This is a genomic window from Pseudomonas sp. MUP55 (assembly GCF_034043515.1).
Taxonomy (GTDB): Bacteria; Pseudomonadota; Gammaproteobacteria; order Pseudomonadales; family Pseudomonadaceae; genus Aquipseudomonas.
The window spans coordinates 5,362,270-5,386,879 of sequence record NZ_CP138214.1; the positions used below are offsets into that span (position 1 = coordinate 5,362,270).

A 24,610-nucleotide genomic window follows, 5' to 3' on the forward strand; every position below is an offset into this window, starting at 1 on the left:
GGTATAATCCTCGGCTTGTTTTTTGCCCGCCAAGACCTTCAGTGGATAGGGTGTTATGTCCGGAAAAGCGCAACAGCAGTCTCGTATCAAAGAGTTGATCACCCTTGGTCGTGAGCAGAAGTATCTGACTTACGCAGAGGTCAACGACCACCTGCCTGAGGATATTTCAGATCCAGAGCAGGTGGAAGACATCATCCGCATGATTAATGACATGGGGATCCCCGTACACGAGAGTGCTCCGGATGCGGACGCCCTTATGTTGGCCGACGCCGATACCGACGAGGCAGCCGCTGAAGAAGCCGCTGCCGCGTTGGCCGCGGTGGAGACCGACATCGGTCGCACGACTGACCCTGTGCGCATGTATATGCGTGAAATGGGTACCGTCGAGTTGCTGACACGTGAAGGCGAAATCGAAATCGCCAAGCGTATCGAAGAGGGCATCCGTGAAGTGATGGGCGCAATCGCGCACTTCCCTGGCACGGTTGACCACATTCTCTCCGAGTACACTCGCGTCACCACCGAAGGTGGCCGCCTGTCTGACGTCCTGAGCGGTTATATCGACCCGGACGACGGCATTGCGCCGCCTGCCGCCGAAGTGCCGCCGCCTGTCGACCCGAAAGCGCCGAAAGCCGACGACGACTCCGATGACGACGAAGCTGAAGCCAGCTCCGACGACGAAGAAGAAGTTGAAAGCGGTCCAGACCCGATCATCGCTGCCCAGCGTTTCGGTGCGGTTTCCGATCAAATGGAAATCACCCGCAAGGCTCTGAAAAAGCATGGTCGTGCCAACAAGCAGGCAATTGCCGAGCTGCTGGCCCTGGCCGAGCTGTTCATGCCGATCAAGCTGGTACCCAAGCAATTCGAAGGCCTGGTTGAACGCGTTCGTAGCGCCCTTGAGCGTCTGCGTGCACAAGAGCGTGCGATCATGCAGCTCTGTGTCCGTGATGCGCGCATGCCGCGTACCGACTTCCTGCGCCAGTTCCCAGGCCACGAAGTTGACGAAGCCTGGAGCGATGCTCTGGCCAAAGGCAAGGCGAAATACGCCGAAGCCATCGGTCGCCTGCAGCCGGACATCATCCGTTGCCAGCAGAAGCTGAGCGCACTGGAGGCTGAAACCGGCCTCACGATTGCCGAGATCAAGGACATCAACCGTCGCATGTCGATCGGTGAGGCCAAGGCCCGCCGCGCGAAGAAAGAGATGGTTGAAGCGAACTTGCGTCTGGTGATCTCCATCGCCAAGAAGTACACCAACCGTGGCCTGCAATTCCTCGACCTGATCCAGGAAGGCAACATCGGTTTGATGAAGGCTGTGGACAAGTTCGAATACCGTCGCGGCTACAAGTTCTCGACTTATGCCACCTGGTGGATCCGTCAGGCGATCACTCGCTCGATCGCCGACCAGGCCCGCACCATCCGTATTCCGGTGCACATGATCGAGACCATCAACAAGCTCAACCGTATCTCCCGGCAGATGTTGCAGGAGATGGGTCGCGAACCGACCCCGGAAGAGCTGGGCGAGCGCATGGAAATGCCTGAGGATAAGATCCGCAAGGTATTGAAGATCGCTAAAGAGCCGATCTCCATGGAAACGCCGATTGGTGATGACGAAGACTCCCATCTGGGTGACTTCATCGAAGACTCGACCATGCAGTCGCCAATCGATGTCGCCACTGTTGAGAGCCTTAAAGAAGCGACTCGCGACGTACTCTCTGGCCTCACTGCCCGTGAAGCCAAGGTACTGCGCATGCGTTTCGGCATCGACATGAATACCGACCACACCCTTGAGGAAGTTGGTAAGCAGTTTGACGTGACCCGCGAGCGGATCCGTCAGATCGAAGCCAAGGCGCTGCGCAAGTTGCGCCATCCGACGCGAAGCGAGCATCTGCGCTCCTTCCTCGACGAGTGATAACAAAACCCCCGGCCCAGGCCGGGGGTTTTGCTTTGTGCACATTGCTTTGCGCAGATTAACTGCCGCGCAACGCCCCGCCCTCGCAATGCCCGTCTACACTCGAGACATTCCCCGTGCCATAACGAGACCGTTATGCCCAGATTGCCGACCGTGATACTGCTGTCGCTGCTGACCTGGACCGCAACGGCTGGCGCGTTGACTCTCACTGATGATGAGCGTAGCTGGCTGACGGACCATCAGGAGCTGCGCCTTGGGGTGGATGCGTCCTGGCCACCCTTTGAATACCGCGATGAAAATGGCCGCTACCAGGGCCTGGCCGCTGACTACGTGCGCCTGATCCAGGATCGCCTGGGTGTCAGGGTCAGCCTGATCGAGCCGGTAAACTGGACCGCGGTGCTCGAACAAGCGCGCAACAATCAGCTCGACCTGCTCCCCGGCATCATGTCCACCCCGGAACGCCAGAGCTTCCTGGCCTTCACACGCCCCTATCTCGACTTCCCCATCGTCATATTGGCCCATGAAGGCGGTGCGAAGCCGCGCAACCTCAAGGACCTGTACGGACTGAAAATCGCCGTGGTGGAAAACTACGCACCTCATGAACTGCTGCGCACCCATCACCCCGACCTCAATCTTGTCGCAATGCCTAACGTCAGCTCCATGTTGCAGGCCCTGGCTACCGATGAAGTGGATGCGGTAGTCAGCGATCTGGCTTCGAGCGTCTGGAGCCTGCGCCAGCTGAAACTCGATGGTTTGTACGTCAGCGGCGAAACGCCCTACCGCTATCAGTTGGCGATGGGCGTGCCCCGGGATGAGAAAATACTGGTGGGTATCCTGGACAAGGTCCTCGCCGACCTCAGCCCAGCCGAAACCGATGCGATCCAGCAGCATTGGGTCGGCAGCTTCAGCGATCACCGCACGTTCTGGGCAGATTTGTTGCTGTACGGCCTGCCTGCGGTGCTGCTGCTGAGTACCGTGCTGGTCATCGTGATTCGCATCAATCGTCGGCTCAGCTCGGAAATTTCCCGCCGGGTGGCCCTTGAGCAAAAACTGCGTAGCAGCGAGTACCACTATCGCGGCCTGGTGGAGAGTCTGTCGGCCATCGCCTGGGAAGCCGACATCAGCGACTTCACCTACAGCTACGTGTCGCCCCACGCCGAAGAATTGCTGGGCTACCCCCGCGCCCATTGGCTGATCCCTGGCTTCTGGCGCAACATCATTCACCCCGCCGACCTGACCCGCACCGAAACCTATTGCCTGCGCGAAACCCGGGCCAACCGTGATCACAGCATCGACTATCGCGTTATTACGGCCGATGGCCGCTGCCTGTGGGTACGCGACATCGTCAGCCTGATCGAGCACGGCCATGAACCGGTGCTGCGCGGCTTGATGATCGACATCAGCGAAGCCAAGCGTACAGAAGAGGCGCTGCAGCTGTCGGAGCAGAAGTTCGCTTCGGTGTTCCAGCAATGCCCGGACATCCTGGTGATCGCCCGCCTGTCCGACGGATGCCTGCTTGAAGTCAACAAGGCCTTTGAAGACCAGATAGGCCTTGGCGCCGCAGACGTGGTGGGCAAAACCGCCACCGAGCTGAATATCTGGGGCGTTCAAGGAGTCGGCCCGGATTTGCTGCAACGCGTGCAGACCACCAGCATCCGCAACCTGGAAATGACCTTCCTGCGCAGCAATGGCCAGGCATTTATCGGACTTATTTCAGCCGAGCCGTTCCAACTCGATACCACCGAAGCCTTGGTGGTCGTGGTGCGAGACATCACCCAGCTCAAGGAAACCCAGCAGCAGTTGCAGACCTCCGAAGAGAAGTTTGCCAAGGCCTTTCATGCCTCCCCCGATGGCTTGTTGCTGAGCCGTCAAAGCGATGGCCTGCTGATCGAAGTGAACGAAGGCTTCAGCCAACTGACCGGCTACACCAGCGCCACGTCACTGGATCAGTCGGCCCTGGACCTCGGCATCTGGGTTGACCTCAATGAGCGCAAGCACATGCTGGAGTTGATGCAGCGCGACGGCTTTGTCCGCGACTTCATTTGCCATATCCGCCGCGTCGATGGCCAGGTTCGCCTCTGCGAACTGTCAAGCCGCCCGCTGCCCATCGGTGACGAAGACTGCATGCTGACCATCGCCCGCGACATCACCGAACGTCAGCTGATGCAGGAAAAACTGCAACAAGCCGCCACGGTGTTCGAAAGCACCGCCGAAGGCGTATTGATCACCGACACTCGGCAGAACATCAGTGCCGTTAACCGCGCCTTCAGCGAGATCACCGGTTACAGCGAGGCCGAAGCGCTGGGCCATACCCCGCGCCTGCTCGCCTCCGGCCTGCATGACAGCGCCTTCTATGCGGCGATGTGGCATCAGTTGACGACCCAGGGCCACTGGCAGGGCGAAATTTCCAACCGTCGAAAGGACGGCGAGCTGTACCCCAGCTGGCTGACCATCAGCGCCGTGCGCAATCGCGACCAGTTGGTCACCCACTTCGTGGCGGTATTCGCCGATATTTCCAGCCTCAAGCTCGCCCAGGCGCGCCTCGACTATCAAGCCCATCACGACCCGCTGACCGGCCTGCCCAATCGCACGTTGTTTGAAAGCCGACTGCAGGCCGCCCTCAATGGCCAGCAGGAAAGCGGTAATCAAGGCGCTGTGTTGTTTCTGGACCTGGACCGCTTTAAACACATCAACGACAGCCTGGGCCACCCGGTCGGCGACCTCCTGCTCAAAGACATTGCCGTGCGCCTCAAGGAACAACTGCGCGACATCGACACCGTCGCCCGCCTGGGCGGCGATGAATTCATCATCCTGCTGCCCGGCCTGCAACAGGCCAGCGACGCCCAATACCTGGCGAATAAACTGCTCGACTGCTTCACACCGCCCTTCCAGGCCGGCGAGCACGAATTTTTTATCAGCGCGAGTATCGGCACCAGCCTGTACCCGCAGGACGGCACCGATGTCGCCACCCTGGTCAAAAATGCCGACGCCGCGATGTACCGCTCAAAAGCCAATGGCCGCAACCGTGTTGAGAGCTACACCCGCGACCTGACGGCGCAGGCCAATGAGCGCGTGGCCCTGGAGCATGAGCTGCGCCGCGCCATCGAACGTGACGAGTTGAGCCTGTATTACCAACCCAAACGCAGCCTGATCACCCAGGAGCTGATCGGTGCCGAGGCCTTGATTCGCTGGCACCACCCAACCTTTGGCGACGTACCGCCCGAGCACTTCATCGCCCTGGCTGAAGAAAACGGCACGATCCTGCAAATTGGCGATTGGGTACTGGAACAGGCGTGCCGACAGATGCACGCCTGGAGAGGCACTTTCGGTGATTTCGGCCCCCTGTCCGTCAACCTCGCCGGCGCGCAACTGCGTCACCCCAACCTGCTGTCACGCATCGAGCAACTGCTGCGCGATTACCGACTGGAACCCGGCTGCCTGCAACTGGAAATCACCGAAAACTTCATCATGAGCCAGGCCGAAGAAGCGCTGGAGGTGCTGCACCAACTCAAAGGGCTGGGGGTGCAACTGGCGATCGACGATTTTGGCACCGGTTATTCTTCCCTCAGCTACCTCAAGCGCCTGCCCCTGGATTTCCTCAAGATCGACCAATCCTTCGTCCGCGGCCTGCCCGACGACCCCCACGACGCCGCCATCGTGCGCGCCATCATCGCCCTCGGCCACAGCATGCAATTCACCATCATCGCCGAAGGCGTGGAGAACCCCGCCCAGCAAGCTTTCCTCGCCGCCGAAGGCTGTGAACAGATGCAAGGCTACATCGTCAGCCTGCCCCTGCCACCGGAGCAATTTGCCGCAAGCTTCCTTCGCACGAGCCTGGAGGATTTTTCGGATGGCACAGTGAACAAACCATCGTTATAATCCGCGACCTACTGAGGGCCTATAGCTCAGTTGGTCAGAGCAGAGGACTCATAATCCTTTGGTCCACGGTTCAAGTCCGTGTGGGCCCACCAACACAAGAAAGCCGCGCATTGCGCGGCTTTCGCGTTTCTGAAATCCCGAAAAAAAATACGTATGGGCGCAACCTCAAACTGATCGTTTGCTGAAGGCAAGCCGTGCCGCGAAAAGGACGAAAATCAAGCCAGTCGCGCGGTCCATCCAGGTGATGACTTTCTCGTTGCGCAATACTTTTGCCAGGGGCTGGGTCGCGGCAATCAGGATGATCGACCACAGAAACCCGATAACGACATGAATGCTGACCAAGCCAAACGTCCAGGCGATCAATGGCTGCCCTTGCGGAATGAACTGGGGGAGAAAAGACACGTAGAAGATGCCGATCTTGGGGTTCAGTACGTTACCCATCAGGCCTTTGAAGAACCAGTTTGGCACTTTCTTTTGAGCGCCCTCGACAGATGACAACGACGTGCGAGGCCGCAGCAGCATGTTTAGCCCCAGCCAGGCCAGGTAAGCCGCGCCGCAATACTTCAAGATATCGAACGCCAGCTCTGAGACAGCAATCAGGGCCCCGAGTCCAAAAGCGACGGCGGCGCCCCACAGGAAGCAGCCTGCGTTGATGCCCAGAGCCGCGCGCAGTGCCTGTCGCTTACCTTCCACCGTGGCCGTGCGCAAAATCAGTGCGGTATCGAGGCCAGGCGTCAGCGTGAGCAGGGTCGCTGCGAAGGTAAAGGCTATAAGGTTGTCAGAGAATGGCATAGGTGGGTCTCAGCCAGATGTAGTCGGCAGATTAACCTTTAAATACGAGCTATCAAATCCCCGCGAGCTACAGGCCGACCTCCGCGCAATGACGCCCTCAACGGTACAAGCCCGTGTCTGGCGCAGCGGTTCTGTAAGCCCGACCAAGCCTGTAACATACCTGCCCACTGCACCCTCGCACTGGAGCTTCACCCTTGCCCGCCCTAGACGACATTGACCGCCAACTGATCGCCGCCTTGCAGCTCAATGCTCGCGAAAGCGTGGCCATGCTTGCCCGGCAATTGGGTATCGCGCGCACCACGGTCACTTCGCGCCTGGCGCGCCTTGAGAAAACCCAGGTGATTACCGGTTATGGCGTGCGCCTGGGCCAGCGCGTGGCGGATGGTGGCCTGCAGGCGTATGTGGGCATTACCGTACAACCGCGTTCTGGCAAGGAAGTACTGCGCAGGTTGAGTGCAATGGCCCAGGTACAACAGCTGTGCGCGGTGAGCGGCGAATTTGATTACGTGGCGTGGCTGCGCACTGAGTCGCCGGAGCAACTTGATCAGTTGCTGGATCAGATCGGCAGCGTCGATGGTGTGGAAAAAACCACCACATCCATCATCCTTAGTAACAAATTGGACCGTGGACAACCTATCTGACCAGTGAGCTCGTCAGATTGACTGAAACGAATGCAATCCGACGACACATTGCGTCTTATTAACGAGCGCAACGCTCCCTAAACTGGCTGCCATCTTTTCCTATACTCAACGGGCCTATCCCGCCGAGTCGTCAGTAAGGTCAGCCATGAGCATTCCGTCCAGCACCATCAGCAAGACCAATCGACACCCCGCCGACGGTAAAAAACCCATCACCATCTTCGGCCCGGATTTCCCGTTTGCCTTTGATGACTGGATCGAACACCCCGCTGGCCTGGGTAGCATTCCTGCCGCCAACCACGGCGCCGAAGTGGCGATCGTGGGCGCAGGCATTGCCGGGCTGGTGGCTGCCTACGAGCTGATGAAGCTGGGCTTGAAGCCGGTGGTCTACGAAGCCTCGAAAATGGGCGGTCGCCTGCGTTCCCAGGCTTTCGAAGGCGCCGAAGGCATCATCGCCGAGCTGGGTGGGATGCGCTTTCCGGTATCGTCCACCGCTTTCTATCACTACGTGGACAAGCTGGGCCTGGAAACCAAACCCTTTCCCAACCCGCTGACGCCGGCATCCGGCAGCACCGTTATTGATCTGGAAGGCCAGACGCACTACGCGCAAAAGCTCTCCGACCTGCCGGTGTTGTTCCAGGAAGTCGCTGACGCCTGGGCCGACGCGCTGGAAGCCGGTTCGCAGTACGGCGATATTCAGCAAGCGATCCGCGACCGCGACGTGCCGCGTCTCAAGGAGCTGTGGAACAAGCTGGTCCCGCTGTGGGACGACCGCACCTTCTACGACTTCGTCGCCACCTCCAAGTCCTTTGCCAAATTGTCGTTCCTGCACCGCGAAGTGTTCGGCCAGGTCGGTTTCGGCACGGGCGGCTGGGACTCGGACTTCCCCAATTCCATGCTGGAAATCTTCCGCGTGGTGATGACCAACTGCGACGACCATCAGCACCTGGTCGTCGGCGGCGTGGCCCAGGTGCCCATGGGCATCTGGCGTCACGTGCCGGAGCGCTGTGCCCACTGGCCCGCCGGCACCAGCCTGAGCTCACTGCACCGAGGCGCGCCACGGGCGGGCGTGAAGCGCATTGCCCACGCCGCCGACGGCCGCTTCGCCGTCACCGACAACTACGGCGACACCCGCGAATACGCCGCCGTGCTGACCACCTGCCAAAGCTGGCTACTGACCACCCAGATCGAATGCGACGAAACCCTGTTCTCGCAAAAGATGTGGATGGCCCTGGACCGCACGCGCTACATGCAGTCATCCAAGACCTTTGTCATGGTCGACCGCCCGTTCTGGAAAGACAAAGACCCGGAAACCGGCCGCGACCTGATGAGCATGACCCTCACTGATCGCCTGACGCGCGGCACCTACCTGTTCGACAACGGCGACGACAAGCCGGGGGTGATCTGCCTGTCCTACTCGTGGATGAGCGACGCGTTGAAAATGCTGCCCCAGCCCATCGACAAGCGGGTCAAACTGGCCCTTGACGCACTGAATAAGATCTACCCGAAAGTAGACATCAAGGCGCGCATCATAGGCGACCCGATCACTATCTCCTGGGAAGCCGACCCGCATTTCCTCGGGGCCTTCAAAGGTGCGTTGCCCGGCCACTACCGGTATAACCAGCGCATGTATGCGCACTTCATGCAGAAGGACATGCCCGCCGAACAGCGTGGGATTTTCATCGCTGGCGACGACGTTTCGTGGACTCCGGCCTGGGTGGAGGGCGCGGTACAAACTTCGCTGAACGCGGTATGGGGCATCATGACCCACTTTGGCGGTAGCACTCATCCCGAAAACCCGGGGCCCGGCGATGTGTTTGACGAGATAGGGCCAATCGCCCTGCCCGAATAAGGAGCCAGCCATGCGTGTTGCCCTGTACCAATGCCCCCCACTGCCGCTGGATGTCGCCGGTAACCTCAAGCGTCTGCAGCAACTGGCGCACGAGGCATCGGGTGCCGATGTGCTGGTGCTGCCGGAGATGTTCCTGACCGGCTACAACATCGGCGCCGAAGCCACTGGCGCCTTGGCCGAGGCTCAGGATGGCGAGTCGGCGCAAAGCATTGCTGGCATCGCGCAAAGTGCCGGGCTGGCGATTCTGTACGGTTATCCGGAGCGCGCCGAGGACGGCCAGATCTACAACGCCGTGCAGTTGATCGACGCCCATGGCCAACGCCTGTGCAACTACCGCAAGACGCACCTGTTTGGCGACCTGGACCGCGCGATGTTCAGCGCCGGTGAAGACGCTTTTCCGCTGGTGGAATTGAACGGCTGGAAGCTGGGTTTCCTGATTTGCTACGACCTGGAGTTCCCGGAAAACACCCGGCGCCTGGCCCTGGCCGGTGCCGAACTGATCCTGGTGCCCACCGCCAATATGGTGCCGTTCGACTTTGTCGCCGACGTCACCGTGCGGGCACGGGCGTTCGAGAACCAATGCTTCGTGGCTTACGCCAACTACTGCGGGCATGAAGGCGATATTCACTACTGCGGCCAAAGCAGCATCGCCGCGCCCGATGGCCAGCGCATCGCCCAGGCGGGCCTGGATGAAGCGCTGATCGTCGGTACGCTGGATCGGCAATCGATCCTCGACGCCCGCGCCGCCAATCATTACCTGCAAGACCGCCGCCCCGAGCTTTACGGCGCACTGCACAAGCCCTGATCCACCGGGTTTGCTAGCATAGGCGCTTCCCCCGTTTCGGAAGTGCCCATGCCTGCGCCGGTTCACCCTCAGCCCCTGCACCTGACTCTGGCCAATGGCCTGCACCTTTGCCTGCGTCATGCTCCGCGCTTGAAGCGCTGTGCGGCTGTTTTACGCGTGGCGGCGGGCAGTCATGACGCGCCATTGGCGTGGCCGGGGCTGGCGCACTTCCTTGAGCACCTGTTGTTTCTGGGGACCGAGCGCTTTCCCGCGGGCGAAGGGCTAATGGCCTACGTGCAGCGCCATGGCGGACAGGTAAACGCCAGCACCCGGGAGCGCACCACGGAGTTCTTTTTTGAGCTGCCGGTTTCGACCTTCGCCGATGGGCTCGTGCGATTGGCCGATATGCTTACGCACCCTCGCCTGAGCATTGACGACCAACTGCGCGAGCGCGAAGTGCTGCACGCCGAGTTCGTCGCCTGGTCCCAGGATGCCAAGGCGCAGCAACAAGTGGCCTTGCTGCAGGGCTTGGCCGCCGACCATCCGCTGCGCGGTTTTCATGCGGGCAACCGTGACAGCCTGCCGGTGGAACGTGAGGCGTTTCAGCAGGCGTTGCGCGAATTTCACCAGCGTTTTTATCAGAGCGGTCAAATGACGCTCAGCCTGGCCGGCCCACAGTCCCAGCAAGAGCTGGAAGCGCTTGCGCAGCAATTCAGCGCGCAATTGATCGGCGGCCCGCTGCATCCCCAGGCCGAACCACCGGCACTGATGGCCGGGCACTCCAGCGGCTATCAATTGGCTGCCGACCAGCATCTGCATCAGGTCATCACCGGTGACGCGCCGCGTGAAGCGCTGGCGTTTCTCTGTACCTGGCTCAACAGCTCAGCGCCGGGTGGCTTGCTCGATGAACTGAAGGCGCGACGCCTGGCGACGGCATTGCACGCCTCCGTGCTGTATCACTTCGCCGGGCAGGCCGTGCTGGACATCGACTTTACCCTCGACGCGCAAAGTGGCTCTGCGACAGAGATCGAGGCGTTGCTGCACGACTGGCTGAGTTTTTTCGCACACAGCGACTGGACGCCGCTACGCGAAGAGTTCGCCTTGCTCAAGGCTCGCCAGCAACAGGTGCAAAGCGCCCTGGCGCTGGCACGCAACGACGAAGAAGACTTATCGGAACAAGGCGTCGCAGCCCTCAAGGCCATGCTCGACACACTGCATCTGCCGCCCGCCAAACACGCGTGGCAGCTTCCACCGAACAACCCCTTCCTTCGTCCAGCCGCCAAAGAAGAACGGGCCGGCCTGATTCGCGGCCAGACCAGCGCCCACCGTGGCTTGCGCACCTTCGCTCAGGACCGCTCACGAGGCCGTCGGGACATGTCGGCGCTGACATTCAGCCAGGCCTTGGCGAATGACAACGATGAAGGCGCCCTGTACCTGCGTTGGCGCTTTGACTGCATCGTGCCTGCTGGCCTGGACAGCCTGCTGCAGCCGTTGCGCGAAAGTGCCGGCCAGGCGGGCGTCGAATTGAGTGCCGAAACCATCGGCCATGACTGGCAAGTAAAACTGCTCGGTTTCCACGAGCCCATGCCCGCCGTACTTGAGGCGCTGGCGCGCTGCTTGAGCACGACCGATGAACACGTGGCACCAACGCCCGCACTGCCGATGATTGCCATCCGCCAATTGCTCAAGGCATTGCCCACTTGCTGTGCCGGTGTCCAGCCTATGCCCCAAGCGACGTCGGCCCCATGGGCCAGCGCCCGCTGGCAAGGGCTGGGCTCAGGGTTACCGGCAACCTGTGAAGCAGCGATCAAGACAGCCGCTGCCCGATTGCCTGGCCTGCCTGCACATTTCCAATGCCAGCCTCAAGCGCTCAACGAACCGCATCTCTGGCACGAGGTAAGTACCGAGTCCAGTGAAGCGGCAGTGCTGTTGTTCTGCCCGACACCGACACACACCCTGGCCGATGAAGCGGCCTGGCGCTTGCTCGGTCATTTGCTTCAGGGACCGTTCTACCAGCGCCTGCGCGTCGAGCTACAAATCGGCTACGCCGTGTTCAGCGGCATCCGACAGATCGATGGGCAAACCGGCCTGCTGTTCGGCGTGCAATCCCCCAGCGCGTCCCTGAGTGAGATCGTCGAGCAAGTGCAGGCCTTTCTGGCGAAACTGCCGTCGTTGATCGAGCGCAGCGCAGACGTGGGCAACAAGGCCCTGGCGCAGCAATTCACACCCGAGTCGCTGCCTATCGGCCAAGCCGCTGATCTTGTGTGGCACGCCCACTTGGCGGGCCACGCAACGGGCTACCTGGAGCAATTACAACACTTGATACAAATCTGCTCGCCTGCCGATATGCAGCGCGCGGCCCAGCAACTGAACGACGCCACAGGCGGCTGGCATTGCATCGCCAACGGCCCATGCATCGGTGGGCACTGGCAGTCGGCGGGTTGATCGTTGCCAACCGTGCAACAGGCTTTTTCTTTCAAGACAGCGCTAACTCGAAAAGAATTGCGTAATATTCACACGCAATATCTGAACATCTCCCATGGGAGGTGGACTATATGTACTACTTGGTAGTGAACATCCCGTCCCTTGATAGGAGTATGAATATGACCTGGTCCAAACCTGCTTACACCGACCTGCGCATCGGTTTCGAAGTCACCATGTACTTCGCCAGCCGCTAATCCGCTGGGTAATACAACGCCTCGGTTCGCCCGGGGCGTTTTTGTTTTGAGCTTTGCTGATGGAGCGACCATGTTTGTCCAGATTCTAGGTTCCGCCGCCGGCGGCGGCTTCCCGCAGTGGAACTGCAACTGCGTGAACTGCGCAGGCTTTCGTGATGGCAGCCTGCGGGCCCAGGCGCGTACCCAGTCGTCCATCGCGATTTCCGACGATGGCGTGAACTGGGTGCTGTGCAATGCCTCGCCGGACATCCGCGCGCAGCTGCAGGGCTTTGCGCCGATGCAACCCGGCCGCGCCCTGCGGGACACCGGCATCAGCGCAATCATCCTGATGGACAGCCAGATCGACCACACCACCGGCCTGCTGAGCCTGCGCGAGGGCTGCCCGCACCAGGTCTGGTGCACCGACATGGTCCACGAAGACCTGAGCACCGGCTTCCCGCTGTTCACCATGCTCACCCATTGGAACGGCGGCCTGGCCTGGAACCGTATCGAGCTGGACGCCAGCTTCACCATCCCGGCCTGCCCCAACCTGCGTTTCACGCCACTGCCGCTGCGCAGCGCCGCACCGCCCTACTCGCCACATCGTTTCGACCCGCATCCCGGCGACAACATCGGCCTGATTGTCGAAGACCTGCGCACCGGCGGCAAACTGTTCTATGCCCCGGGCCTGGGCAAGGTCGATGCGCCGCTGTTGGACATCATGGCCGGCAGCGACTGCCTGCTGGTGGACGGCACGATGTGGGACGACGACGAAATGCAGCGCCGTGGCGTTGGCACCCGCACCGGCCGCGAGATGGGCCACCTGGCGCAGAACGGCCCCGGCGGCATGCTCGAAGTGCTCGAACAGTTGCCAAAGCAGCGCAAAGTGCTTATCCACATCAACAACACCAACCCGATCCTCGACGAAGACTCTCCCGAGCGAGCCGAGCTGGTGCGGCGTAACGTCGAAGTGGCTTACGACGGCATGAGCATCGAATTGTAGGAGCAGGCGAAATGACTGACACACCGTTGACCACCACCGAATTCGAAGCCGCCTTGCGCGCCAAAGGCGCCTTCTACCACATCCACCACCCGTACCACGTGGCGATGTACGAAGGCCGCGCCACCCGCGAGCAGATTCAGGGTTGGGTCGCCAACCGCTTCTACTATCAGGTGAACATTCCGCTCAAGGACGCCGCGATCCTGGCCAACTGCCCGGACCGCGAGATTCGTCGCGAGTGGATCCAGCGCCTGCTCGACCACGACGGTGCACCCGGCGAAGACGGCGGCATTGAAGCCTGGCTGCGCCTGGGCCAAGCCGTGGGCCTCGACCCGGACCAGCTGCGCTCCCAGGAACTGGTGCTGCCCGGCGTGCGCTTTGCGGTAGACGCCTACGTCAACTTCGCCCGCCGCGCCAGCTGGCAGGAAGCCGCCAGCAGTTCCCTGACCGAGCTGTTCGCGCCGCAGATCCACCAGTCGCGCCTCGACAGCTGGCCGCAGCATTACCCGTGGATCGACCCGGCCGGTTACGAATACTTCCGCACCCGCCTGGGCCAGGCCCGACGCGATGTGGAGCACGGGTTGGCGATTACCCTGCAGCACTACACCACCCGCGAAGGCCAGGAGCGCATGCTGGAAATCCTGCAATTCAAACTGGATATCCTGTGGAGCATGCTCGACGCCATGAGCATGGCCTACGAACTGAAACGCCCGCCCTATCACAGCGTGACCGAGCAGCGGGTCTGGCATAAAGGGATCACCCTATGAGCTTTGATCGCAGCAGAAAACCGACCTGGCGCCCGGGTTACCGCTACCAGTACGAGCCCGCGCAGAAAGGCCATGTGCTGCTCTACCCGGAAGGCATGATCAAGCTCAACGACAGCGCCGCGCTGATTGGTGGCTTGATTGACGGCGAGCGCGACGTGGCCGCCATTATCGCGGAGCTGGACAAGCAATTCCCCGGAGTGCCGCAACTCGGTGAAGACATCGAGCAATTCATGGAGGTCGCCCGTGCCGAGCACTGGATCACCCTTGCCTGAAAAACCCGCTATCGGCTTGCCGCTTTGGCTGCTCGCCGAGCTGACTTACCGCTGCCCGCTGCAGTGTCCGTACTGCTCCAACCCGCTGGATTTTGCCGAACAAGGCAAGGAACTGAGCACCGAGCAATGGATCAAGGTATTTCGCGAAGCCCGCGAGATGGGCGCGGCGCAACTCGGGTTTTCCGGCGGTGAGCCGTTGGTGCGCCAGGACCTCGCCGAGCTGATCGGCGAGGCGCGCAAACTGGGCTTCTACACCAACCTGATCACCTCGGGCATTGGCCTGACCGAACAGAAGATCAGTGACTTCAAAAAAGCCGGCCTGGACCATATCCAGATCAGCTTCCAGGCCAGCGACGAACAGGTGAACAACCTGCTGGCCGGCTCGAAGAAAGCCTTCGCGCAAAAGCTGGAAATGGCCCGAGCGGTGAAAGCCCATGGTTACCCGATGGTGCTTAACTTCGTCACCCATCGGCATAACATCGACAAGATCGACCGCATTATCGAGCTGTGCATTGCGCTCGAGGCGGACTTTGTCGAGCTTGCCACCTGCCAGTTCTACGGCTGGGCACAACTCAATCGTGTGGGGCTGTTGCCGACCAAGGAACAATTGGTACGCGCCGAACGCATCACCAACGAGTACCGCGCCAAGCTCGAAGCCGAGGGCCACCCGTGCAAGTTGATTTTCGTGACGCCCGATTACTACGAAGAGCGTCCGAAAGCCTGCATGAATGGCTGGGGCAGTATTTTCCTGACAGTCACACCGGACGGAACCGCGCTGCCCTGTCATGGAGCCCGACAGATGCCGGTGCAGTTTCCCAATGTGCGCGACCACAGCATGCAGCACATCTGGTACGACTCGTTCGGTTTCAACCGTTTTCGCGGCTACGACTGGATGCCCGAGCCGTGCCGTTCATGCGACGAGAAGGAAAAGGACTTCGGCGGCTGCCGTTGCCAGGCCTTCATGCTCACGGGAGACGCGAGCAATGCCGACCCGGTGTGCAGCAAGTCCGAGCAGCACGGCATCATCCTCAAGGCGCGGGAAGAAGCCGAACATGCCACCCAGACCATTGAACAGCTGGCGTTTCGCAATGAACGCAATTCACGCCTCATCGCAAAAGGCTGACGCCCTCAGCGCTTGGCGATGATGTACACGGCGTGGATGATGCCGGGGAAATAACCGCACAGGGTCAGCAGAATGTTCAGCCAGAACGCGCCGCCGAAGCCTACTTGCAGGAACACACCCAGTGGCGGCAGCAGAATGGCGATGATGATACGAATGATGTCCATGGGTCAGCTCCAGAAAATCGGCTCGTGTGAGCCGTGTAGCTAATCGACATTGGCGCTTCGCTAGGGTTCAGTGGTTTCTGGCATTGGGCCATCTCAGGCCAGAATCTGCAGGCCATGTTTTTGCACAAGGCTCAATAACTTAAGCGCCATGCCGCTGGGCTGTTTTTCGCCGGATTCCCACTGTTTTACAGTCGAGGCGCTCGTGTTCAGGTAGCGAGCGAACACAGGTTGGCTGACGTGGCTGCTTTCACGGAGGTATTTGATCTGCTCGGCTAGCATTCGAGCAGGAACCGCTGCCAGACACGCTTCGTCGAACTCACGAAGCGTGGTTTTGCTGATGGCGCCAATTGTATGAAGCGCTTCGGCAGATTGGTGAATGGACTCAAACGCCTCACTTTTATAGTTTCTGGTCATGACCTATCTCCACAAGCTCTGTTAAATCCAGCAATTGCTGAATCTGTGCATCGTTTAAATCTTCGTAGATCTTCGCCAGCGACCGAAACCCTTCCAGTTCACTCTGACTGATATTGCTCTGGCTCTGCTTGGCAAACAGGTATTGAAACACCCAGTAGTGCCTGCCTTTAGCCAAGACAATGGATCGATGACGATTTTGGTTCAGCCGCTTCTTCCATACGCCGCCTCCCAAATTGTCCGCCTGCCCATTGAGCAAATCGCTGAATGCTTCTTTTAGCTCCGAATCGCTTATCCAAGCCTTGCTGGCCGCCTTCGCAAAATTCCGGGTTTTGAACAACCTGAGCTTCATGGAGATCCGTTCCGATAAACATACCACTCAGTGGTATAGATTAGAAGATGAGCACTGAGTGCCCCCATCGACAATCCTTGCCGAGGCCAGCTAAAAAGCCGTCGTTTCCAATGACGCACAAGCAACCTTTTCAGTCCAAAAATTACCCACACAAAAAAACGCCCCCAGCCAAAAGAATCAGGCCGGAGGCGCCGCGTATTCCGCGAGACGGTTCAGAAAATTCGGATCAGACCGCGATGCCCTTGCGGCATTGCAGTTGGGCGGTACGCACCCGAGAGAAGGCGCGGGCGAGGCGCAGGAGCATTTCGTCGATGTGGTTTTTGCTGACGTTCAGAGCGGGGGTGAAGCGCAGGCAATCAGGCTGCGCAGCGTTGATGATCAAGCCTTCGTGCAGCGCGGCCTTTACCACGGCACTCGCGGAATCGTCCGATAGGGTCAGGCCCCATATCAGTCCATTTCCGCGCAGTTGCCCGTGTTCGTAACGGTAAGCCAGGCGGGCGAGGCCTTCTGCCAGGTACAGGCCGGATTCTCGTACCTGTTCCAGAAAGCCAGTTGCCAGCACGGCATCGAGCACCGCACTACCCGCCGACGCCATCAGCGCATTGCCGTGATGCGTACCGTCCAGCTCGCCCGCTTCGAAGCAACAGGCTGTGCCGCGCGCCAGCAACGCCGCCAGGGGCACGCCACCGCCCAGGCCTTTGCCGAGGGTAACGATGTCGGCGCGTACGCCGTATTGCTGTTCGGCGAGCAAGCTGCCGCACCGGCCAATCCCGGTTTGTACTTCGTCAAGAATCAGCAGGATCCCCAGCTCACGGCACAGGCGTTCAACGCCTTTGAGGTAGTGTTCGGTCACGGGGATCACACCCGCGGCGCTCTGGATCGGCTCCAGCATGATGGCAACGGTGTGTGCGTCCACGGTGGCGTGCAGCGCCGGCAGGTCGTTGAATGGCACCTGACTGAACCCCGGCAATTGCGGTTCAAAACGGTTCTCGCAGGCAACGGCCGAAGCCGGCAACGTTGCCAGACTACGGCCATGACAGCCGTTGCTTACCGTAATGATGTGATGGGCACCGCCGCGATGCAGCTGGCCCCATTTGCGCGCCAGTCGGATGGCGGCTTCACAGGCCTCCGCCCCGCTGTTGAGCAGGTAGGCCTGGTCGCTGCCGGTGTGATGGCACAGGCGATCAACCAGGTCGAGCTGAGCGCGATTGTGCAAGCCCATTCCAGGGTTGATCACGGTCTGCATCTGTTCGGCAATGGCGTCGCGCACCACGTGTGGACTGTGGCCGAGGCTATTGGCGCCGCCGCCCTGGCTGAAATCCAGGTAGGCACGGTCGTCACTGTCCGAAAGCCAGGAGCCATGGCCCTGCACGAACACCTGAGCGGGACGTGCCACAGTGGGCATCAGGCTTTCGCTGGAAAAATCATGACGCGGAGCATCAAGCACAAGGTCATCAAGACTCGGCGCATGACGCCGGAACAGGTTCACGGTTCACCCCCGATAGCAACCGGACCTTGGTCGGCACCGGGTGCTGGAAGTGTGCTGAGGTTTTTTGCCTTGCCTATGTAAACGCCATTACCCAAAACGTTAGTCATTGCCCGATCCGGCCCTGTAAGCCCTGCCAATAGGCGCTAGACTAGGCGTCTGGGAGGCCAACGGCCATTTCGATTTTCCAGCTTTTTCGATAAGCAAAACTTATGGATTTCAAGCAACTGCGTTATTTCGTCGCGGTGTATGAAGAAGGCCACGTAGGCCGTGCCGCGGAGCGTCTGTCAATCTCGCAGCCGGCCCTGTCGCAGCAGGTTCGCCAACTGGAGCAGAACCTGGACGTGAGCCTGTTCGAGCGCAGCAGCAAGCGCCTGCTCCCCACGCTGGCCGCCCACACCTTATACAACCATGCCTTGCCCCTGATCGACGGCATGCAACAAGCCGTGGAGGCCTTGCGCAATTTCAAGGGCCAGGCGATGCGCACGCTGGCCATCGGTGTGCTGCAAACCGTGCACACCAGCCTGGTGCCGCAGATGCTGGAGCGGGTGCGCAAGGCCCAACCCCACTTGGTGGTGCAGATCTACGAATTGACCGGAATTGAAATCGAGCGGCGCCTGCTCAACGGTTCGCTGGACATCGGGATCAGCTACCTGCCACCGCGCCAGCCGGGTCTGCATGGCGTGCTGTTGTATGAAGATGAGTTGAAGGTGGTCATCCCAGAGCAACACCCGTTGCGGGAATTCAAGAAGGTCTCGCTGAAACAGGCAGCCGAGTTGCCGATGTTGCTGCTGGGCGAGGAGTTTCAGGTGCGGCAGATCTGGCAGGCCCAACTGGCCAACCTGGGGCGGCGTCCGCAGGTGCAGGCGGAGCTCAACACCATGGTGGGAATCCTCGACAGCCTGCCCCACACCCAGTTGGCCACGGTGTTGCCGGGGCGCTCCCAGGACGAGCACAACAGCCAGTCGCTGCTGTGGAAACCCTTGAGCGAGCCCAGGGTGCCGTTGAAAGTGGGTCTGGTATGCCGTGACGTGCAGCGTCAGCAAGCGACGGTGGCGTTGCTGCGCACGTTGCTCGAAGACGTCATGAATGCCCCGCAGGCAGGCGCCTGACTTTTTCGCGGGCAAAAGAAAACCCCGCCGAAGCGGGGCTTTGCAGACTGTTTCCCTGACATCCATTTCACTCCGCCGTCCTGGCAGAATCCTACGTGTCCGTGTTGTTGCTTTTGCGCTTCCTGCGCGACGTCCATGTGAAGTAGATTATCCGTGGATCCAATGTGGCGATAGAGGACGATTAGCAGCACGTCGTGTAAGAGAATGCTTACACGCGCGCCACGCCCTTAGAACAGTGCCTCATCCATCAAAAACAGCGACTCGCTACCGGCTTTTACCGACGCGCTCAACGAATGAATACGCGGCAACAAGCGTGCAAAGTAGAAGCGCGCGGTGCCCAGTTTGCTGGCATAGAAATCATCTTCAGCCTCTTTGCCCCACGCGGCCTTGGCCATGCGCGCCCACATGTAGGCATACGCCATGTAACCGAACGCCTGCAGGTACTCCACCGAGGCCGCACCGATTTCATTCGGGTTGGTCTTGGCACGGTCCAGCACCCAGGCGGTCAATTCATCCAGGTTGTCCACCGCTGCGGCGAGCGGACGGGTGAATTCGCCCAGTTCCGAGCCTGCACTGGCGATGAACTGGCGGATCTCGTCGGCGAACAAGGTGTAGAACGCGCCGCCGCTGCCGACGATCTTGCGCCCCATCAGGTCCAGCGCCTGGATGCCATTGGTGCCTTCGTAGATCTGGGTGATGCGCACATCGCGCACCAATTGCTCCTGGCCCCACTCGCGAATGTAGCCGTGGCCACCAAACACCTGCTGACCGAGTACCGTGGTTTCCAGGCCCAGGTCCGTGAGGAATGCCTTGGCGACCGGCGTCAGCAGCGCCACCAGGTTATCGGCGCGCTCGCGGGCAGCCGCGTCTTCGCTGAACTTGGCGATGTCCAACTGCGTCGCCACGTAGGTGGAAAACGCTCGGCCACCTTCGTTCGCCGCCTTCATAGTCAGCAGCATGCGGCGCACGTCCGGGTGCACGATGATGGGGTCAGCGGCTTTGTCCTTGGCTTGAGCGCCCAATGGGGAGCGGCTCTGCAGGCGGTCGCGGGCGTATTCGATTGCGTTCTGATAGGAACGCTCGCCGGATGCCAGACCCTGGATACCAACGCCCAGGCGTTCGTAGTTCATCATGGTAAACATCGCCGCCAAGCCACGGTTAGGCTCGCCCACCAGATAGCCCACGGCTTCGTCGAAGTTCATCACGCAGGTCGCGGAGGCCTGGATGCCCATCTTGTGTTCGATGGAGCCGCAGGTCACCGGGTTGCGTGCGCCGAGGCTGCCGTCGGCGTTGACCATGAACTTCGGCACCAGGAACAGCGAGATGCCTTTGGGGCCCGCCGGTGCATCCGGCAGTTTGGCCAGCACCAGGTGGATGATGTTTTCAGTCAGGTCGTGTTCGCCGCCGGTAATGAAAATCTTGGTGCCGCTGACTTTGTATGAACCGTCCGCCTGTGGCTCGGCCTTGGTGCGAATCATGCCCAGATCGGTGCCGGCATGGGCTTCGGTCAGGCACATGGAACCGGCCCATTCGCCTGAATACATCTTCGGCAGATAGGCGGCCTTGAGTTCCTCACTGGCGTGGGTGTTGATCGACACGCACGCACCCGAGGTCAACATCGGGTACAGGCCGAACGCCAGGCTGGACGAGTTGATCATCTCTTCGACCTGCGCCGACACCGCCTTGGGCATACCCATGCCGCCGTACACCGGGTCGCCACCGACACCCACCCAGCCACCTTCGGCATAGGTCGCATAGGCCTGGGGGAACCCTTCCGGCGTGCTGACGGCATTGTCCGCCCAGCGGCAGCCCTGCTCATCGCCGCCACGGCTTAATGGCGCGATGGATTTGGCCGTGACCTTGCCGGCCTCTTCGAGGATCGCTTCAACGGTTTCGGCGTCAACCGTGTCTGCCAGCGCAGGCAATTGGGCCCAAGTCGTGGCGACTTCAAACACTTCGTTGAGGACGAAGCGCATATCACGCAACGGCGCTTTGTAATCAGCCATGGCAAACCTCGTGAGAACGTGAAAAGTGATTCGATAGGATCGGTTTTACAGGCTCCGAGTGTACCCGAACAACTTTTCAGACACATAGAGTCCTTTCGTGACTATTAAGTATTTATAAGTCACGAAAGCCTACCCTACAACGCAAACGCCTGCGCCGGCAAGCTCATCAGGCATTCGCTGCCCGCCTCCACCGCCGCCCGGTGCGTCGCGGTGCGCGGCAATAGGCGTTTGAAGTAGAAGTCGCACGTGGCCAGTTTGGCCTGGGCAAACCCTGCGTCGTCATGCGCTTGCGCCGCGATCGCCATGCGCAGCCACAGGTAGGCGAGGATGATGTAACCGCTGTACATCAGGTAATCCATGGCTGCGGCACCCACTTCGTCGGGATTTTTCATCGCCGCGGTGCCGACCTTCAGCGTCAGCTCACCCCATTGCTGGTTCAACTGGTTGAGCTGCTCTACATGGGCCTTGAGTTGCGCGTGTTCGGCATTGGCAGCGCAAAACTTATGCACAATTTTGGTAAAGCCGCGCAGCAGCTTGCCCTGGCTGCCGAGCACCTTGCGCCCCAGCAGGTCGAGGGCCTGGATACCGTTGGTGCCCTCATAAATGGGCGCAATCCGCGCATCACGGGCCAACTGCTCCATGCCCCACTCGCGAATATAGCCATGGCCACCGAACACCTGCATACCGTGGTTGGTCACCTCCAGCCCGGTTTCGGTCATAAAGGCTTTGCAGATCGGCGTGAGGAAGGCCAGCAGGTCTTCCGCCTCCTGGCGCTGGCCGGCATCGGCGCTCAGGTGCGCAGTGTCGAGCAACTGGGCGGTGAAGTAGGTCAGCGCGCGATTGCCTTCGTTGAAGGCTTTCATGGTCAACAGCATGCGGCGTACATCGGCGTGCACGATGATCGGGTCGGCGGCTTTCTCCGGGGCCTTGGCGCCGGTCAACGAGCGCATCTGCAGGCGGTCGTTGGCGTAGTTGACCGCGCCCTGGAAGCTGGCCTCGCCATTGCACAACCCCTGCATCCCCGTGCCCAGGCGCGCATGGTTCATCATGGTGAACATGCAGTTGAGGCCTTTGTTCGCCTCGCCAATCAAAAAGCCCCTGGCGCCGTCGAAGTTCAGCACGCAGGTGGCCGAGGCCTTGATGCCCATCTTGTGTTCGATGGAACCGCAGTGCACCGCGTTGCGCTCGCCGGAGTCGGCGTGAAACTTGGGCACGATGAACAACGAGATGCCTTTGGTGCCCGCCGGCGCATCCGGCAGTTTGGCCAGCACCAGGTGGATGATGTTTGCACTCATATCGTGCTCGCCGGCCGAGATGAAGATCTTGCTGCCGGTGACTGCATAGCTGCCATCCGCCTGGGGCACGGCGCGGGTCTTGATCAACCCCAGGTCGGTGCCGCAGTGGGCCTCGGTCAGGCACATGGTGCCGGTCCATTCGCCAGCGGTGAGTTTGTGCAGGTAAGTGGCTTTCTGTTCTTCGGTGCCGTGGGCGTGGATCGCCGACATTGCGCCGTGGGTCAGGCCTGGGTACATGCCCCAGGATGTATTGCTTGAACCGATCATCTCGCTCAGCACCAGCCCCAGGGACTGCGGCAAGCCCTGGCCGCCGTAGGCCGGGTCCGCCGCCACGCCGTGCCAGCCGCCTTCCACGTACTGAGCAAAGGCTTCCTTGAAGCCCTTGGGCGTGGTCACTACCCCGTTGTCGAAATGGCAGCCCTCTTCATCGCCACTGCGGTTGAGCGGGGCGAGCACGTTTTCGCAGAACTTGGCGCCCTCTTCGAGAATGGCACTGACCATGTCGGGGCTGGCGTCCGTCGCACCCAGGGCCGAGTAGTGGCCATGGAAATCGAAGACGTTGTCGATCAGAAAGCGCATGTCGCGCAGGGGAGCTTTGTAGTCAGGCATGGCGATGTCTCCGGCAGCAGATGGTCTCAACCTACTGCCGGCCCGCGCCCTGGACAATCACTGTAGCGCTGCTGAATACGGCACCATTACTCAACCGGCAGCACTTTGCATGCGTACGGCACCGCGACGGTTCTGCCCGGCGGCGATCACGCAGTTGCGCCCGGCGCCCTTGGCGGCGTACAGCGCCTGGTCGGCGGACTTGAGCACCTCTTCGGGGCTACGCTGCTCGGCCTGGCGCTCGGCCACGCCGATGCTGACGGTCACCGACACACTGGACGCGCCGCTGCCGGCTCGACGCTGGCGGCCTTGATGGTCGTCATTGGGGCGGTCCGGGTTGCGCAACTTGATCGCATAGTTGGCGATGATCTCGCGGATCTCCTCCAGGTGCGGCATGCATTCATCCAGAGTCTTGCCGGCGAACACCACGGCAAACTCTTCACCGCCGTAACGGTAGGCGCGCCCGCCGCCGCTGACCTTGGACAGTTTGCTCGCCACCAGGCGCAGCACCTGGTCGCCCACGTCATGGCCATGGGTATCGTTGAAACGCTTGAAATGGTCCACATCGCCCATCGCCAACACGTAGTTGCGCCCCAGCCGCTGCATGCGCTCGTTAAGGGCGCGACGCCCCGGCAAGCCGGTCAGCTCATCGCGAAACGCCATTTGATAGGCTTCGTGCGCCACGCCGGCAGCGATCATCAGCATGACCTGGCTGCACATGATGTTGAGGGTGAACGGCAGGATGAAGGTTTGCGGCAGCATCCAGAACATCCCCAGCAGCCCCACCAACTGCGCGGCGTGCAGCGGGCGCGGCTGATACCAGTACTGGGCGGCCAGGGTGAGGAAGCCGATCAGAAACATCGGGTATGAAAGCTGGATCAGGCTCATCCAGGCGCCATGCAACGCCGGCCAGCGAATCTCGGCTAACCAGTTCAGCACGCCCTGGGGATAACTTTGCTCCAGCGCCAGTGCCACGCTGCCGATGGCCAGCAGCACTGCGCAGCGTGCGACAAAATCACGGAACAGGTGGGTCTTTTCCTGCCACAGCGCATAGACGCTGAACAGCAAGGGCAGCAGCAGGCAGACCAGGTGGAACACCACGGCGGCGTCTTCACGTACGCGGCCATTGTCGCGATAGAAGTCGGTCTGGGTGTCCAGCAGGAAATACGCGACATACACCGTGATCATCAGGAACAGCTCACGCTGGCGTCGATACACCGCGCAGTAAGCACCGCCGAGCAACAGCACCAGGGTCGGCAGCACGTTGAACAGCGAGGTGAAGAAGACGTTGAGGTCCTTGAGATAGGCAGCCGAAAGCCCGGCCAGTAACAGCAGCAGCGAGGGCAGAAAATGACTGAACCGTACAGCGGACGCGCGTGACAAGGGTAAAGCTCCGACCCGCAAAAAAGATAGTGGCATAGTGCCTCTTCGCGACCAGTTAACCACAACCCGTCCGACCTGTATCACTTTGCCACCACTGTAACGGCACCGCTCATCAATCCCTTAGC

At 60.6% G+C, this 24,610-nt stretch carries 20 protein-coding genes and 1 tRNA gene; 13 read left to right on the forward strand and 8 right to left on the reverse strand.

What is annotated here, in order from left to right; all coding sequences use genetic code 11:
- Window positions 1-55 precede the first annotated feature (55 nt).
- From rpoD to SC318_RS24255, 3 genes are all read left to right on the forward strand, one after another.
- Window positions 56-1,906, forward strand: coding sequence for an RNA polymerase sigma factor RpoD (gene rpoD / locus SC318_RS24245; protein WP_320428739.1), 1,851 nt, complete (start codon window positions 56-58; stop codon window positions 1,904-1,906).
- A gap of 135 nt (window positions 1,907-2,041) precedes the next feature.
- Window positions 2,042-5,785, forward strand: coding sequence for an EAL domain-containing protein (locus tag SC318_RS24250; RefSeq protein ID WP_320428740.1), 3,744 nt, complete (start codon window positions 2,042-2,044; stop codon window positions 5,783-5,785).
- 15 nt (window positions 5,786-5,800) lie between these two features.
- A tRNA-Ile gene (locus SC318_RS24255) sits at window positions 5,801-5,877 on the forward strand.
- 73 nt (window positions 5,878-5,950) lie between these two features.
- On the opposite strand, the gene SC318_RS24260 is transcribed toward SC318_RS24255, so the two are convergent.
- Window positions 5,951-6,577 (reverse strand): LysE family translocator, encoded by a 627-nt coding sequence (locus SC318_RS24260; RefSeq protein ID WP_320428741.1) that lies wholly within the window; start codon window positions 6,575-6,577, stop codon window positions 5,951-5,953.
- A gap of 194 nt (window positions 6,578-6,771) precedes the next feature.
- Here SC318_RS24260 and SC318_RS24265 point away from each other — a divergent pair, with 194 nt between their 5' ends.
- The 9 genes from SC318_RS24265 to pqqE all read left to right on the forward strand — a co-directional run bounded on the left by SC318_RS24265 (window position 6,772) and on the right by pqqE (window position 15,670).
- Complete coding sequence (locus SC318_RS24265; protein WP_306490597.1) at window positions 6,772-7,218, forward strand: Lrp/AsnC family transcriptional regulator; 447 nt, start codon at window positions 6,772-6,774, stop codon at window positions 7,216-7,218.
- A gap of 166 nt (window positions 7,219-7,384) precedes the next feature.
- The gene (locus SC318_RS24270; protein ID WP_320431284.1) at window positions 7,385-9,067 is read left to right on the forward strand and encodes a flavin monoamine oxidase family protein; all 1,683 of its coding nucleotides are present in this window, start codon (window positions 7,385-7,387) and stop codon (window positions 9,065-9,067) included.
- Between the two features lie 10 nt (window positions 9,068-9,077).
- On the forward strand, window positions 9,078-9,872 hold the full coding sequence (locus tag SC318_RS24275) for a carbon-nitrogen hydrolase family protein (protein WP_320428742.1): 795 nt from the start codon (window positions 9,078-9,080) through the stop codon (window positions 9,870-9,872).
- Between the two features lie 48 nt (window positions 9,873-9,920).
- Complete coding sequence (pqqF, locus tag SC318_RS24280) at window positions 9,921-12,296, forward strand: pyrroloquinoline quinone biosynthesis protein PqqF (RefSeq protein WP_320428743.1); 2,376 nt, start codon at window positions 9,921-9,923, stop codon at window positions 12,294-12,296.
- A 158-nt stretch (window positions 12,297-12,454) separates the two neighbouring features.
- Window positions 12,455-12,529, forward strand: a complete 75-nt coding sequence (gene pqqA, locus SC318_RS24285; RefSeq protein ID WP_003194766.1) for a pyrroloquinoline quinone precursor peptide PqqA — start codon at window positions 12,455-12,457, stop codon at window positions 12,527-12,529.
- 70 nt (window positions 12,530-12,599) lie between these two features.
- Window positions 12,600-13,511: a pyrroloquinoline quinone biosynthesis protein PqqB gene (gene pqqB / locus SC318_RS24290; protein WP_116667958.1), complete on the forward strand. Its 912-nt coding sequence runs from the start codon at window positions 12,600-12,602 to the stop codon at window positions 13,509-13,511.
- An 11-nt stretch (window positions 13,512-13,522) separates the two neighbouring features.
- Window positions 13,523-14,275 (forward strand): pyrroloquinoline-quinone synthase PqqC, encoded by a 753-nt coding sequence (pqqC, locus tag SC318_RS24295; protein WP_122735992.1) that lies wholly within the window; start codon window positions 13,523-13,525, stop codon window positions 14,273-14,275.
- Window positions 14,272-14,547, forward strand: coding sequence for a pyrroloquinoline quinone biosynthesis peptide chaperone PqqD (pqqD, locus tag SC318_RS24300; RefSeq protein WP_320428744.1), 276 nt, complete (start codon window positions 14,272-14,274; stop codon window positions 14,545-14,547). Before pqqC ends, pqqD begins: the two co-directional genes overlap by 4 nt.
- On the forward strand, window positions 14,540-15,670 hold the full coding sequence (pqqE, locus tag SC318_RS24305; RefSeq protein WP_413817574.1) for a pyrroloquinoline quinone biosynthesis protein PqqE: 1,131 nt from the start codon (window positions 14,540-14,542) through the stop codon (window positions 15,668-15,670). The genes pqqD and pqqE overlap by 8 nt, the downstream gene beginning before the upstream one ends.
- A gap of 5 nt (window positions 15,671-15,675) precedes the next feature.
- On the opposite strand, the gene SC318_RS24310 is transcribed toward pqqE, so the two are convergent.
- The 4 genes from SC318_RS24310 to SC318_RS24325 form a co-directional block, all read right to left on the reverse strand.
- Window positions 15,676-15,834: a YqaE/Pmp3 family membrane protein gene (locus SC318_RS24310; RefSeq protein WP_003194776.1), complete on the reverse strand. Its 159-nt coding sequence runs from the start codon at window positions 15,832-15,834 to the stop codon at window positions 15,676-15,678.
- A 93-nt stretch (window positions 15,835-15,927) separates the two neighbouring features.
- Window positions 15,928-16,248 carry a type II toxin-antitoxin system RelB family anti-toxin transcriptional regulator gene (locus tag SC318_RS24315; protein ID WP_320428746.1) on the reverse strand — a complete coding sequence of 107 codons (321 nt, stop codon included), beginning with the start codon at window positions 16,246-16,248 and terminating at the stop codon, window positions 15,928-15,930.
- Window positions 16,232-16,597: a type II toxin-antitoxin system RelE/ParE family toxin gene (locus tag SC318_RS24320; protein WP_320428747.1), complete on the reverse strand. Its 366-nt coding sequence runs from the start codon at window positions 16,595-16,597 to the stop codon at window positions 16,232-16,234. The genes SC318_RS24315 and SC318_RS24320 overlap by 17 nt, the downstream gene beginning before the upstream one ends.
- A 226-nt stretch (window positions 16,598-16,823) precedes the next feature.
- The gene (locus SC318_RS24325) at window positions 16,824-18,086 is read right to left on the reverse strand and encodes an aminotransferase class III-fold pyridoxal phosphate-dependent enzyme (RefSeq protein WP_320428748.1); all 1,263 of its coding nucleotides are present in this window, start codon (window positions 18,084-18,086) and stop codon (window positions 16,824-16,826) included.
- Between the two features lie 209 nt (window positions 18,087-18,295).
- On the opposite strand from SC318_RS24325, the gene SC318_RS24330 reads away from it, so the two are divergent.
- Window positions 18,296-19,195 carry a LysR family transcriptional regulator gene (locus tag SC318_RS24330; protein ID WP_320428749.1) on the forward strand — a complete coding sequence of 300 codons (900 nt, stop codon included), beginning with the start codon at window positions 18,296-18,298 and terminating at the stop codon, window positions 19,193-19,195.
- Window positions 19,196-19,422: 227 nt separating this feature from the next.
- Here the strand turns inward: SC318_RS24330 and SC318_RS24335 are convergent, their stop codons facing one another.
- The 3 genes from SC318_RS24335 to SC318_RS24345 all read right to left on the reverse strand — a co-directional run bounded on the left by SC318_RS24335 (window position 19,423) and on the right by SC318_RS24345 (window position 24,485).
- A complete protein-coding gene (locus tag SC318_RS24335; RefSeq protein ID WP_320428750.1) occupies window positions 19,423-21,201 on the reverse strand; it encodes an acyl-CoA dehydrogenase C-terminal domain-containing protein in 1,779 nt (592 codons plus the stop codon).
- Window positions 21,202-21,335: 134 nt separating this feature from the next.
- Window positions 21,336-23,105: an acyl-CoA dehydrogenase C-terminal domain-containing protein gene (locus SC318_RS24340; RefSeq protein ID WP_320428751.1), complete on the reverse strand. Its 1,770-nt coding sequence runs from the start codon at window positions 23,103-23,105 to the stop codon at window positions 21,336-21,338.
- A 90-nt stretch (window positions 23,106-23,195) separates the two neighbouring features.
- Complete coding sequence (locus SC318_RS24345; RefSeq protein ID WP_320428752.1) at window positions 23,196-24,485, reverse strand: GGDEF domain-containing protein; 1,290 nt, start codon at window positions 24,483-24,485, stop codon at window positions 23,196-23,198.
- Window positions 24,486-24,610 lie beyond the last annotated feature (125 nt).